8 protein-coding genes are annotated in these 13,880 nt (G+C 63.8%); 1 reads left to right on the forward strand and 7 read right to left on the reverse strand.

Going from position 1 to position 13,880, the window contains the following annotated elements:
• Positions 1–361 precede the first annotated feature (361 nt).
• The 3 genes from murJ to BG22_RS11330 all read right to left on the reverse strand — a co-directional run bounded on the left by murJ (position 362) and on the right by BG22_RS11330 (position 7,937).
• Positions 362–4,192 carry a murein biosynthesis integral membrane protein MurJ gene (gene murJ / locus BG22_RS03260; protein ID WP_140493156.1) on the reverse strand — a complete coding sequence of 1,277 codons (3,831 nt, stop codon included), beginning with the start codon at positions 4,190–4,192 and terminating at the stop codon, positions 362–364.
• Positions 4,189–6,522: a DUF6049 family protein gene (locus BG22_RS03265; protein ID WP_140493197.1), complete on the reverse strand. Its 2,334-nt coding sequence runs from the start codon at positions 6,520–6,522 to the stop codon at positions 4,189–4,191. Before BG22_RS03265 ends, murJ begins: the two co-directional genes overlap by 4 nt.
• Positions 6,523–6,587: 65 nt before the next feature.
• A complete protein-coding gene (locus BG22_RS11330; protein WP_181163350.1) occupies positions 6,588–7,937 on the reverse strand; it encodes an NUDIX domain-containing protein in 1,350 nt (449 codons plus the stop codon).
• 86 nt (positions 7,938–8,023) lie between these two features.
• Here BG22_RS11330 and BG22_RS03275 point away from each other — a divergent pair, with 86 nt between their 5' ends.
• Positions 8,024–9,445, forward strand: coding sequence for a CCA tRNA nucleotidyltransferase (locus tag BG22_RS03275; protein WP_094667441.1), 1,422 nt, complete (start codon positions 8,024–8,026; stop codon positions 9,443–9,445).
• A 75-nt stretch (positions 9,446–9,520) separates the two neighbouring features.
• Here BG22_RS03275 and BG22_RS03280 read toward each other — a convergent pair whose 3' ends face one another.
• The 4 genes from BG22_RS03280 to BG22_RS03295 form a co-directional block, all read right to left on the reverse strand.
• Positions 9,521–10,204, reverse strand: a complete 684-nt coding sequence (locus BG22_RS03280) for a LytR C-terminal domain-containing protein (RefSeq protein ID WP_140493159.1) — start codon at positions 10,202–10,204, stop codon at positions 9,521–9,523.
• Between the two features lie 44 nt (positions 10,205–10,248).
• The gene (locus BG22_RS03285) at positions 10,249–11,301 is read right to left on the reverse strand and encodes a 4-(cytidine 5'-diphospho)-2-C-methyl-D-erythritol kinase (RefSeq protein ID WP_258186180.1); all 1,053 of its coding nucleotides are present in this window, start codon (positions 11,299–11,301) and stop codon (positions 10,249–10,251) included.
• The gene (rsmA, locus tag BG22_RS03290; RefSeq protein WP_140493162.1) at positions 11,298–12,242 is read right to left on the reverse strand and encodes a 16S rRNA (adenine(1518)-N(6)/adenine(1519)-N(6))-dimethyltransferase RsmA; all 945 of its coding nucleotides are present in this window, start codon (positions 12,240–12,242) and stop codon (positions 11,298–11,300) included. Before rsmA ends, BG22_RS03285 begins: the two co-directional genes overlap by 4 nt.
• Before the next feature lie 96 nt (positions 12,243–12,338).
• The gene (locus BG22_RS03295; protein ID WP_140493165.1) at positions 12,339–13,850 is read right to left on the reverse strand and encodes a G5 domain-containing protein; all 1,512 of its coding nucleotides are present in this window, start codon (positions 13,848–13,850) and stop codon (positions 12,339–12,341) included.
• Positions 13,851–13,880 lie beyond the last annotated feature (30 nt).

Consider the following 13,880-nt stretch of genomic DNA (forward strand, 5'->3'; position numbering starts at 1 on the left):
ATGTTGAACACTACGACTACCGAATCCTTGCCGTGAGTTCATTGGCGGACCTATTGGTCTATCCCGTACTTGTCTGAGTGGTGGTGGTCCCCTCTGATGAAGGGACTGGCAGCGAAGCTGACTGGGGGGAGAGATAGGAGATGCAGTACTCGATTATTAGCGAGACGGACCACTATGACGGACCACTATGACGTGACACCATCCGTATGCTATTCGGTCGGAAAAGTCACTTCAATGGGAACAGGTCTCTTCGGTACCTCTGCTGACCTATAAGAAAACCGGCCTCCCGTTTATTCGGGAAGCCGGTTTTTCGAGGGGCTATATTCAGGACCTCATTCGCGCCATCCGATGAAAAACCGGATTAGAATACCTCCACCTTCTGGATGTAGAGCTGGTTCTGCGGCATGCTGTCGGTTGGCACCCACAGGATGAGGTCCTGTGCGTTCACCGTCTTGGTGAACTTGATTTCGGTGGTGCCTCCCTCGGCGAAGGTGAACTCCGCAACCTGCTCACCCTGTGTCGGATCGCCGGTGGTGTTCGCGCGGATGTACCCTTTACCACCCGACGTGCGGATGGTCACCGTCATGCGGTAGACATCATGCGGCTGGTCGAGATGCAGATAGTACGCGTAACCCGACTGTCCACCGGGATTGGTCAGGAAGTTCGCGCTGGAGATGGTGTACGGCGTATTGTTCACATGCTTCGGGGTGGGGACGGCCTTCGAATCCTTATCGGCCGTGGTCGCCTTCTCGCTCTTCTTGGACTGGGAATCGGACGAAGAGGAACCGTTCGTTGTCTGGCTGGAGTCGGAGGAGGACGACTGGGAGGACGAATCCGATTCGTTATCACCGGATGCGGAGGACCCGGTGCCGCTGCCGAATGGGACCTGGCTTTCGTCGAACTCGGGCCACTGGCCTGCGGCTGCGGACTTGCCGGTGGAGACGTCAGCGGGGTTGCTGGAGCTGTCGCGGAAGGCGATCACGGCCCAGACCGTGGCGGCTGCGACCACCAGCACGGCAACCACAATCGCCACCACCTTCGTGGTGAAGTTACCGAACAGATGCTCATTGGGCAACTCCGAGTCCACGGTCTTCTTCGGCGGATTCTTCGGTTCGAAACTGGGCGGGATGGCGGCGATTTCGGCGATGCGCGCCTGTTCCTCCTCCAATGCGCGCAGGGACTCCTCGCCCGGAGCCACCTCGCGGCCGGCGGCATCGAAGATTGGGATGCGGCTCGTGGTCTCGCCCGGTGCGGGTTCGGCAAGGTTACCGGTCGGAATCGGGACGGCCAGCCTCGAGTTGCCCACGGCGGCCGAGGTGGGAGCTGGGTTGAACGTGCTATACCAATCGCCGGTATCCTCGCCGGACAGATTCTCATCCTGCCAGGCGTTGGACAGATTATTGAAATCGAACAGACGACGCTCGTCCTTCTGCGTGCCGTTGGCCGTACCGTTCTTGCTGGTGTCATCCGGCAGCGGAACCGCCGGCATCGCGATATTCGGTGCACTAGTGTTGATGGACAGCGTCGGCAGTTGCTGGCTGCTCACCAATCCGGCGGGAATGGGATTCACGTCCGATTCAGCGACCGGCTGCAACGGCGCCGTGGCGATCGAGCATTCGCCATCGACGTTCGGCAGGGCGATATCCGTGGAGCTGTTCGAGCCCATATCGCTCAGCGGCTTCCAATCGCCCAACAGCGCCTCAAGCTCGGCAAGGGAGGCCATGGGCAGCGTCGGATCGTCCGCCTCGATGAGATTCAGACCGCGCTTGAGAATCACCCGGAACTCGCCCGGAGTGTCCATGGGCAACTGGCTGAGGTCGAAATGCGGTTCGGCCTGGCTGGGCGAATGCGTCAGCAGGGCATACAGCAGTGCGGCGAGCTGACGGATGGCCACCTGCTCGGGCCCTTCCGGCTGGCGTGACTGCTGTTGTGCGACGCCCAATCCCAAGGTGTCCGCCAACAACGGCGTGAACGGGGCGTCCGCGATTTCCACACCCGAGGCGGTCAGGCGCACGGTGTCGGTGGTGATGGCCTCGTTGACGGGAGACCCGGCCAGCATCGGGCGAATGGCCTGCAGGGTCTCGCCGATGATGGAACGCATGGCGTCATGGCTCAGTACATTGCCCGCCCCGGCTAGATACTCGGAAACGGACAGGCCGCGATCCAACGGCATCACGGCCAGCAGCACGCCGGCCTGCATGCGGTACTTGAGCACCGGTACGTGGTGGGCCGGCTTGGTGGCCACAATACGTCCCGCGATGTCATCGACCGTGGTCAGGACCTGACTGTTGGACACGATGAACAGCTGGCAGTCCTTCGCCAGCACACGGTCGTTCGCCTTCCACGCTGCGATGCCGGGTTCCTCGCGCAACGAGGACACCAGCGTGTATCGGTTGAGAATGGTATCTCCCAGCTGCGGTTTCATAGGCTCATCCGGCTCCGTATGGTTGTTGCTGATATTAGGGATTGACGTTGATATTCTATCCGCCGGGCTGGCCTTGGGGATAGTCCCGGAGGATGATGCCGTGCGCTTACCCCGCCCCAATCGTGCGGTCACCGCCTGCACCGCACCGGTCAGTTCGGGCGTACGCAACATCCACAGCATGCCCACATATACCACGGCCAACACGATGGTGAGCACGACGCAGATGCCTAACGCGGCGAACCACCCCATGTGACCGCCGGTATGACGGATGCTCACGCCGAACAAATCGGTGACCGGCCCCTTGAGCAGCCATGTGACCAGACCGGCGATCACGGCGGCCGCCACGGCCTTCGCGTAGGTGATGATGATGCCGCGGCCGCCCAGATGGCCGTCGAATCGCCTACGCAGCATGATGAGCGTGGGCGGCAAAGCCAGAAACGCGCCGATGGTGACCGAGCAAGCGATCCACGTCACCCAGTGCTCGGGCGGCAGCACCATCACGCCTCCGATGATGAACGCCGAGACCAGACCGTACTGCAGCAATGCGGACAGGAACGGATGAAGCCCGTCCTCGAAGGCATAGAACGTGCGTTGGATGAGCAGGAATGCGGAACACGGCGGGATGCCCACGGAGAGGGCCGTCAGCGCATAGGCGATGAGCATCGTCTCGTCCATCGACACCGACGGTAGCAGCGCGCGGATGATTGGTTCGGGGAAGACGATCATCGCTGCGGCGAAGAACATGAGTAGCAATCCGACATTGTTGAGCGCGCTACCCAGATCCCGGCGGGCCTCATCCAGATCCCGTGCCGCCACGGATCGTGAGATCTTGGGGAACATGGCGGTGGACACGGAAACGGCGATCAGCGAATACGGCAGCACGAACAGCGTGTAGGCGTTCTGGTAGGTGGCGTTGCCGGCCACGGAGAACAGGCTCGCGCCGGTAAGGTCGTGCGCGTACTGCGGTGCGAGCGTGGCCGCGCGGGTCAGCACGATGCCGGAGATTTCGCTGGTGATGACCACGCCCAGCGAGCCCAGCGCCACCGGTCCCATAGCCTTGAGGCCGAAGCCGGTCAGGCCGAAACTGGGCCGGTACTTGAACCCGATGCGAGCCAGCGGCAGGAACAGAATGAGCGCCTGAAACGCCACGCCCAGCGTCCAAGTGCCGGCCGTCAACGCGATTTTGTCGGCGGTCCAGAAATCGAGCGGCTGCTCGTTGGCTTTGCCGAACAGCATGATGAACGCGGCGAAGCCCGCACAGCTGATCACATTCGCTCCGGTGGAGCTCCATGCATAGGTGACGAAATGATCGCGTGCGGCCAGAATCTGCCCCAGCACCGTGTACAAGCCGTAGAAGAACACCTGCGGCATGCACCAGAGCGTGAACGCGGTGGTCAGCGCAATCATCTGATGATCGTCGCCGCCTACGTACAGCAGCGTGAGCAACGGTGCCGCGGCGGCCATGATCAGGGTCATGACCAGCAGCAGTCCGATGGCCAGTGTGATAAGTCGGTTCAGTCGTTCCTGAGCGTCCTTCTCCTTCATCGTGCGCACGATCTGCGGCACCAGCACGGCATTGAAGATGCCGCCCGACACCAAAGTGAACACGGATTGCGGAATCATCGATCCCGCCTGATAGGCGTTCGCGGCCAGACCGGTGGTACCGATCGCTGCAGCCAGGAGAATCGTGCGCAGCTGACCGGTCACGCGGGATGCCGCGGTGCCGGTGGCCATGATCAAGGAGTTACGGCCAACGGTGGAACTCATTCGTCGGGATCCTTCTTACGGTTGAACTGACGCCACAGGCCCATGATGCCCAACAACACTGCGAAGCCGATGATGACGAAACCGCTCATATCGCTGATGCGCATCACGCTGGTGATGGTGGTGTCCTGCACGTTGCCGAAGGCGCGACCGTCGCGATCGGCGAGCGAGACATGGGCGGTGGTCGATCCGGAGGTGGAGACGCGGATGGTGAAGGAGACCTGCGCCTCGCCATTCGCCGGGACGTCGACGGTGGTGGACCGCGAGGTCACGATCTGCATGGAATCGGTGATGGAATTCACCGTGACGCTGACGGCATAGGGAAGCTTGTTGCTGATGGTCACCGGCATCTTCGCGGACTCGCTGAATACCGACACCGATTCGGACGGGGTGATGGACACCTTGCCCAGCAGCGTGTCCGCCATGGCGCGCGTGGCGTTGACCATGCGTTGGGCGGTGTCGTTTCGGCTGGTGCCGGATAACGCGTGCAGCGCGAAGTCATCGTGGGCCGCAAGCAGGGAGGCCACCCACTCGGTCGGGTCGCCGTTGCGCGAGGCCGTGTCCTTGGCGTCCTGACGGGCGAGGGCCTGCGGGTCGAGCGCGGGGGAATCGGAGTCCACGCCCTGCTTCAGCACCGCTTCGCCCAAGCGCAGGATGTCCTTGCGACTGCCGTTCAACTGATCCAGCACGGTTCGCGTACCGGATTGCGCGGATGCATCGGTGGCGGCGTCGCTGAGGTTGACCGTGTCGCTGACGCTGTACGGTTCGGTCTTCGCCATGGTCTCAAGATCGGTGAGACGCAACCAGGAGGCCTGTTCCAGAGCGCCCATCACCTGATCGACCCATCCGGACGAGCTGGCTCGGGAGAAGGTCATGAGCAGATTGCGCGCGGTATACGGCTGTTCCATCTGATAGAACGCGCTTTGCGCCAGAAGCCGGGCCAGTCGGCCGGCGTCGCTGGTCTCGCCGGCGGCGTCCTTGCTGGTGGCCTGCCCGTGGGCCAATGCGCTAAGCTCCGCCTGCTCCTTGAGCACGGTCACGTCACCGGCGGAGGTGTTGACCACATAGGTGCCGGTGTGCACGGTATCGGTGGTTTCCGCGTCGAACGAATCGTCCGCAATCACCGTGGAATACCCCTGCTCGCGGGCCTTGGTCAGGGCCTTGAGCGACCAGCCGGCGTTGCCCTGCCAAGCATAGGTGGTGACGGAATTGCCATTGACCAGTGCCTTGGCCTGGTCGGCATTCCATTGCGCCTCGTCCACGCCGGCCTTCCGGTACGCCCGTTCGTTGCCTATGGCGGTGTAGGCGGTGATGTCGAAATCGGCCGGTTGCATGATGCCGGCCATAATCGGCTCTATGTTCGCGGCGCGCAGATACAGCGGATCGGCCACCACCTGCAGGTTGCGGTGTCGCTCGGCGACCTCCATCAGCGTGTGGGCGGAATCCTCCTCCTGCTCGGACAGCGTCACGGGTTGCGGGTCGGTCTTGGTGGATTCGGTCTTGCCGGAGCCGGTGCTGTTTCCGGCGGTTCCGCTGCTTCCGCTGTTCCCTGTGCTGCCGTTGCCGGATGCTGCGTCGTTGCCGCCGGTACTCGAGCCCGAGTTCGCGCCGGCATCCGAAGATCCGTTGCCGTTGCCGTTACTGTTGCCGCCGATCGTACCGGGCTTGCCGCTGCTGGTGGCGTTGCCATTGGTGCCATTGGTGGTGCCGGTGCCGTTCTTGTCGGCGATAAGGGCATCCACCGCATCGGTATCGGCCTGCCATCCGTCCGCGGTCAACGGCATGGCCACGGTAAGGTTCATGGCCGGCGTTTGCGCGGTGTCAAGCCCATCCGCCGATCGCGTCAGAAAACTCGTCAGGTTGGTGAGTATTTGCCCATCGGCGATATAGGAGATCAACAACGGTTTGGGCCCCCATGTGCTGATGGCCGCAAGCCCCTGATGGTTGGACGGCACATCAAGCGTGACGGAGATGGTCGAGCCGGGGGCGATGACCGGCACTTGCACCGAGCCCAGCCCGTCCGGCGTGGGAATCGGCGCGTCCCCCTCGGCCCAGGCTTGGATATCCGTGCGCGACACGAACGTGAACAGGGCGTTGACGCTGACGTCAAGCCGTCCGGCCGGTGTGGGCTTGTCGTCGTTGTTGGCGACCATCACCGTCACATGGAATCCCGACGAATCGGTGACCACCGCCGTGCTTCGCTCGATGGTGAGGGACTGTTTGGGCCGGTTGCCGATGTCGCCGGCGTCACCGGACCCATCGATCTGACTTGAGCCGGTCGGATCGTCCGTGTCATCCGCATGGACGGGGAGCGGGGACGCCACCAGCGCCACGAACGCGAGCAGCACGATCAGCGTGCGCGCGAGGAGCCCGTGACGTCGTAATACTGCGGGTAGATTCACTCGTTTGCCTGCCTGTTCTTCTTCCTGGCGTACAGCCATGCGATTTTACGCTCGTTCGGGTAGCTCAGCACATCGTCCAAATCGTCGAATCGAACCCAAATGGCGTCCTCGGCCTCATGATCCGGATCGCCTTCGACTGTCAGCTCGCCGCCGGTCTGCCGTAGCGCAAAGTGATGAACCAGCTTATGCACGCGTTGCGTGGTGCCGGTGAACCAGTAGTCGATGGTGGCGATGGAATCGATGACCTCGCCCAGGATGCCGGTCTCCTCGTGCACTTCACGCACGGCGGTCTGCTGAGGGGTCTCGCCCTTCTCGATGTGCCCCTTGGGCAGGCACCATTCAAGATGACCGGAACGGGAATGCCGCGCGATGATCGCCACGCGGTTGTGCTTGTCGAAGATGAGACCGCCGGCGGAATACTCGCGTACGACCGGTAGTTCCTGTGCGTCCAGCGAGGCGAAGGTGGTCGGGCCGTCCGAGGCGCGACGCTGCGGCATCATGGCCGGTGTCGGGCCGCTGGGCGTCTGCACGGGTGCAGGGGACTGTGCAGGGGACGGCATGTCGGAATCCGCCGTCGGCAGGGCGCGCCGCGCGCCGTCCTTGGCAACGCCGGTGCCGGGGCCGTACGTGATTCCGGCATGGCGGAGTCGGCCGAACACCGTGGCCGGTGTCGGGCCGTTGATGGCGATCTGCCCAGCCGCGACCGTGGTTGCCGCTGCCGATGCCGCCGCTGCCGAGGTCAGGGTCGGCGACATCGATGGTTCGGCAAGGTCGGCAAGTCCGTCCAAGTCGTCAAGGCTCTCTAGGCCGACCGAACCGGCGAGACCGGTTTCATGGCTCGCCGGCGAACCGCTTGTCTCGGCGGCGAGAGTCCCCGGAACGGCCGTGTCCGCGTCTTCGATCGGGACGCCGGTGGCGAGTGCCGCGGCAATGGCGCCGGTCTCGCCGGCGATGCCTTCGGCCTGCCCCTCGATAGTGCCGTTGGCGGTGGCGATGGTCACCGTGGCCCGCATGCCGAATACGGTGGCAGGCGTGGGATGAATCGTCGGGCGCATCATCGGTTGACCCGCCGGACCATCGGTTTGGGATGCGGGTCGAATAATGGACGAACGCGACGGATGGGATGCGGAATCGGCTGCCTTGGCAACGTCGTCATCGTCGGCGGACTCCGTCGCGGCGCTGGTCGGCCGTACGCTGACGGACGGGTCGCGCGGACGCGTGTTCGGCGAGGAATCGGCGGAATGCCGCGGAGTTTCGGAGGTGTACAGCAGCTGGTCTTGGGTACGGTTATCCGCCGAATCAGGTGTTTGCCGCAGCATGCGGGCAAAGTCGGCGGGCGTAATCATATTCTCCACCATACTCAATCCCGTGTGCAGGTGGGGTAACGGTATGCTGGTAGGGCAGAAAAACGTCGCGAACGGGGGAGTGCCCATTGGATTTCGAAGTATGGCCCGAAGCCATCGAACTTGGCAGGATGTTCGCCGAACAGGGCTACGAGCTGGCTTTGGTCGGCGGACCGGTGCGGGATCTGCTGTTGCATCGGCACAGTCACGATCTGGACTTCTGCTCATCCGCGCGGCCTGAACAGTTCGAGCCGATCCTGCGACGCTGGGGGCATGACGGTTTCTGGGACATGGGCCGCAAGTTCGGCACGCTTGGCGCGATGCGCCGTCGCCCGGACGGTACCGAAGTGAAGGTGGAGGTGACCACCTACCGGTCCGACACCTACGATCCCGACTCACGCAAGCCCGAGGTCAACTACGGCGACACTTTGGAGGGCGATCTGTCCCGCCGTGACTTCACCGTCAATGCGATGGCGTTGCGCGTGCCGGACCTCGAGTTCGTCGATCCGTTCGGCGGCGCGAATGATCTGGCCAAAGGCGTGCTGCGTACGCCGGTCGACCCTCGCCAGTCCTTTGATGATGATCCGCTGCGCATGATGCGCGCGGTGCGATTCGTGGCCCAACTGGGTTTCACGATCGCGCCGGATGCCGCCGAGGCCATCACCTCCATGCGTGACCGCATCGACATCGTCTCCGCGGAACGCGTGCGCGATGAATTGACCAAGCTTCTGCTGTCCGACCGTCCGCGCGCCGGCCTCGAGGCGCTGGTCGAATCGGGGCTGGCGGACATCGTCTTCCCGGAGATTCCGGCCCTGCAGCTGCAGATTGACGAACACCACCGGCACAAGGACGTCTTCGAGCACACGATGATCGTGCTGGAACGCGCGATCGCACTGGAAACCGGTCCGGACGGTCCGGTGCCGGCCCCGGACCTGACCTTGCGTCTTGCGGCCGTGATGCATGACATCGGCAAGCCGAAGACCCGCAAGTTCGAGCCGGGCGGCAAGGTGAGCTTCCACCATCACGATGCGGTGGGCGCCAAGATGACCCGCAAGCGGTTGAAGGCGCTGCGGTTCGATCATCATCTCATCGAAGACGTCTCCGAACTGGTGAACATGCATCTGCGATTCCACGGGTATGTGGACGAGCCATGGACCGATTCGGCCGTGCGCCGGTATGTCAAGGACGCCGGGCACCTGTACGAACGGCTCAACCGGCTGACGAGGGCGGACGCCACCACGCAGAACAAGCGCAAGGCGCAGATCTTCTCCGATGCCATGGATGAGATGGAGGAGCGCGTCCGCGAACTTAAGAAGAAAGAGGACTTCGACGCGATCCGTCCCGACGTGGACGGCAACGAGATCATGGAGCTTCTGGGGCTTGCGCCGGGGCCGATGGTCGGGCGCGCCTACAAGCACATGCTCGACTACCGTCTCGATAACGGCCCGGTCGACCATGACGTGGCCGTGGCCGAACTCAAGCGCTGGTACGCCGAAGTCACGGAACAGTAGCGCGAATACCAGTAAGGGTCCTCACGGACCCTTACTTCGTATGTACTGCGCGTGCATCATACTGCGCGTAACGGCTTACTGCTGCTGGGTCTGCTGCGCGGTGTAGGCGGTGTGGTCGGTGTCTGCCGGCAGGTTGGTCATCTTGTCCGCGGCCTTGCAGCCTTCGACATTGGTGATTTCCTTGCCCTCCTGCGGGGAAGCGTCCTCATCCTGCAGATCGGTGAACGTGGCGCCGAGCACCACATCGATAAGCTGGTCCTCGCGGGCCGTCATGATCATCGTGGCATCGGTGAAGTTGCCGGCCAACGTATAGGCCTCGTTGACGGCGTTCTTGCCGAAGTAGATCGTCGTGCGCTCCACGTTGGACACGTTCTCCATCACCGGCTTGCCCTTGACGATTTTCTTCACCTGATAATTGCCGATGAACTGTACGCTGAATCCGCGCTTGGTCAGCGCGCCGCCCACGGCCTTGGCGAATCCCAGATGCGCGGTGCCGTTAAGCACTCGAATGCCCACCGAGCCATTGGCCACGTACTTGGCCTTGCCGTCCTTGCCAGCCACGGCGCAGGGGGCCACGTTGCCGTAATTCGGCTCGGTGGTGGGTGTCACGTACGCGCCCAGTCCGAACAGGTGGAAATTGAACATCAGCGCGACGACGAGGATGATTGCCAGCGCCGTTCCGGTGATGGAGAACACGACGGTCTGACGGCGGCGTACATACGCCTTGCGAGCCTCACGTTCGTATACCTGTTGCGTCATCGTTCGACTTCCTTCTGGGGTTGTGGCTTGTTGCTACCTTAGCGTCACTGCCTGACGCCGATAATGGGCTTGGCAGGGGCCTTCGCGCGGATGATCCGGTCCACCAGACCGTCGCCGCGCCAAGCGTCGATCACCTTGGCAGCGACGGCGTCATCGGCCACGAACGCCACCACGGACGGGCCCGAGCCGGAAACGAACGCATGGTGTGCGCCGGCCCGTGCGGCGGCGTCGATCGCCTGCCCGCTACGCGGATGCAGGTCGATTGCCGCGGACTGCAGATGATTGCGATTCGCGGGGGCGTCACAGGCCCTCGCGCTCAAGGCATCGAACTGGCGATACACGTCCGGCGTGCGCAACTGCGACTGATAGGCGCCGATGAGTACCTCGCCGGCAAATCCTTGGGCGATCAGGCTGCGCCCGACCGACGAGTCGAAGGCGATGTCCTCGATCTGCTCGCCGTATCCAGTGCCGTGCGCGAATCCTCCGGTCAGGCAGAACGGCATATCCGCGCCCAGCGTGGCGGCGATGCCGCGCAGCCGTTCGATGGGCCAGCCCAATCCCCACAGACGGTTGACGGCCAGTATGGTGGCGGCGGCATCCGCCGATCCGCCGCCGAGGCCGGCGCCCACGGGGATGCGTTTGGTGATGGTCAGGGCCACGTCCGGGGTGCGGCCGGCGGCCTTCGCCATGGCGAACAACGCCAACACCGCATGATTGCGGCGCATGTCGCTGTCCGAAGCTGCGAGATCGCCCAGATGGGCGCCCGTGAGGTCCAATGAGAACCCGGTGCCCGCCCGTTTTGCCGAGGCGGTCACCGTATCGTACACGCCCACCGCGCAATAGATGGTGTCCAACTCGTGGCGGCCTCCCCATTCGGCGTGGACGGGGCCGACTTCAAGGGTGAGGTTGGTCTTGGCGGGGCAATCCACGCTCACCGTGATGCTGCCCGTGATGCTGCCGTCGTCGGATCCGTTCGCACGATCAGATTTGGGCTTGCGCGTCGGTTGGGATGCCGTCGATTCCCGCTCCGATGTCGGAGTGCTAGCGGCCGTCCGCCCATCCGCGTTCCGCATCGGGCGGGTCATCACCGCGGTCACCGTGCCACCTCGGTGGCGGCTCCTGCGGCTTCGGTGGCCCGCAGCGCCTTGGCCAGGGTGGCGAATTCCTCGATGGTCAGCGTTTCGCCGCGGCGGGTCTGGTCGATGTTCGCGGCCGTGAACACGTCGGACGGCACCAGCTGCTTCAATGCCGCATGCAGGGTCTTGCGGCGCTGGCCGAAGGCGGCGTCGATGAGCTTGAACGTGAGCTTGCGGTCGGCGGCGTCCGGGCCGGAATCCGGGGCCGCCGGATCGTCGGCGGCGTAGCGGGTGAACTTGACCAGTGCGGAATCCACATTCGGCGCCGGCCAGAACACGTTGCGACCGATGGTGCCCACACGCTCGGCGGTGCCATACCAGGCGAGTTTGACGCTCGGGGTGCCGTAGATCTTGGAACCGGGCTTGGCGGAGAGGCGGTCGGCCACCTCCTTCTGCACCATCACCAGGAATGAGCCGAGGTTATCGAACCGTTCGAGCAGGGTCAGCAGAATCGGTGTGGCGACGTTGTACGGCAGATTCGCCACCAAGGTGAACGACCGGTCGTCATTGAAATCGGGCACGTTCTGCGGCGTCACCGTGAGCGCGTCGCGGTTGACCACGGTGAGGCGTCCGGTGGCGTCGGGCATGAACTCGGCCACGGTGTCCGGCAGGCGCTCGGCCAGCGGCGGATCGATCTCGACGGCGGTCATCGTGGCGCCGGTCTCCAGAATCGCCAGAGTCAGCGAGCCAAGGCCGGGACCGACCTCCATCACATGATCGGCGGCGGTGACTCCCGCCTCACGCACGATGCGGCGGACCGTGCCCGGATCAATCACGAAATTCTGGCCGAACTTCTTGGTCGGGCTGACGCCGGCCTCGTCCGCGATGCGACGGATGTCCGCGGCGCCCAAAAGGCGGCCGGCGGCGGATGCGGTCGGGGCGGCGGTGGTTTCGGTTTCCATAAGTCTGTCCAAGTCTGTCCTTTGATGATTGCCCGGCATATGACGGGCGGATTCGTGCGGCTGGGTCTTCTCGCTGCCGGGGATTGGGCTGGCCGACTAGTACCAGCCGACGTCTTCGGAATGCTGCCAGGCCACCGACGGGCTGCCGTAGCGCTCGGCGATGTACGCCAGACCCCAGTCGATCTGCACTGCGGCGTCATCGCGGTAGTTGGCGCCGAACGCGGCCATTTTGTCGGCCGGCAGGGCCTGCGGGATGCCGTAGGCCCCGGAGCTGGCGTTTTCGGCATACCACAGCCAGCTCGACTCGCGCGTCCACAGTTTGACCAGGCAGTCCCATTCATTGCCGGTCCAGCCGCGCTGTGCCGCCGCTCCCGAGGCGTAGGCCTGCGCCTGCGCCGGGGTCGGATGCCAGAGACGGCCCGACGGGGCGGGGTCCGGCGAAGGTGTCGGTGTCGGTGTCGGTGTCGGTGTCGGCTCTGGGGTGGCGTTGTCGCCACCATCGGAGGGCTCGTCGCTGGCGTTGCCGTCGTTGTTCGATTCGTTGCCGGAGCCGTTTCCGTTCGAGCCGTTGCTATCCGTGTTGCCGTTGCCGGTGTTGCCGGAATTGCTGGAATCACCGCCGTTGCCGGAGCCGTTGCCTGTCCCACTGTTGTCGCCGGTGTCGTTCCCGCTTCCGGTCCCATTCGAGCCGGTGCTGTTGCCGGTCCCGGACCCGTTGCCGCTATTCGACGATTCGGAATTACCCTTGTTGGCTGACGAAGACGGCCCGACGGCGATGATCTGATCGATGGCCATCGTGGTCACGGTTTCGGATTTCAGTGTTTCCGACTCGGCCACGCCGTCCACGTACGTGACGTCGTACACCTGAGTCTTCTGGCCGTTGACGCCCTGCTGGCGGATTTCCGTCGTACCGGGGGCGAGGGAGCTGTCCACGATGGTGCGGGTGGAGAACGGAATGGCGACGGTGCGCGTCTCCTCGCCATGGGTCACGCGCCGCACGCGCAGAATCGTCTTGTCGCCGTCCTTCTCGACGCTGACGCGATCCTCCTTACCCAGCACGATGCCTTTGGAATCGAGGATGGAGGCCGCCGGCAGCTTGCCGTTGGGGGCCACGGAGCTCTTGCCGTCCGCGATGACGGTCACCGGGCCCTGCTGATTGATGACCAACCCGCCGGTGAGCTGGTTGTACACGTTTTTGATGTCGACGGTGATTTTGGCGGCGTTCGTTTCGTTTTCCTGGAAGAAGCCGAGCAGCTGGTCGGCGCTCGTGGCCACGGTCCAGAACGGCACGGACACGCCGTCGATATTGATGGTGGTCTGATAAGCGGAGCGAACGGTGACTACGGCATGATCCTCCAGTCGATTGCCGGAGGACGTCTCCACAATATCGTGCGTTTTGACGTCTATGCCCTGCTCCTGCAACAGACGCGAGGCCGTCATGGCATAGGTGGTGACCTGCGTGGTCTGGCCGTTGACGCTCAGCGCCACGGTTTTGCGGGCGGTGAAGGCGAACGTACCGCCCATGGCCAGACTCAGCGCCAGAACGCTGGCAATCACGCGGATGCGACGCAGTGCAACAAACCGCTGCGGGGTCCAACGCCGTGCCATGCTTTCCTTCCTGTCGTACCGAAGATCTAC

The organism is Bifidobacterium sp. UTBIF-78 (assembly GCF_006408945.1).
GTDB lineage: Bacteria > Actinomycetota > Actinomycetes > Actinomycetales > Bifidobacteriaceae > Bifidobacterium > Bifidobacterium myosotis.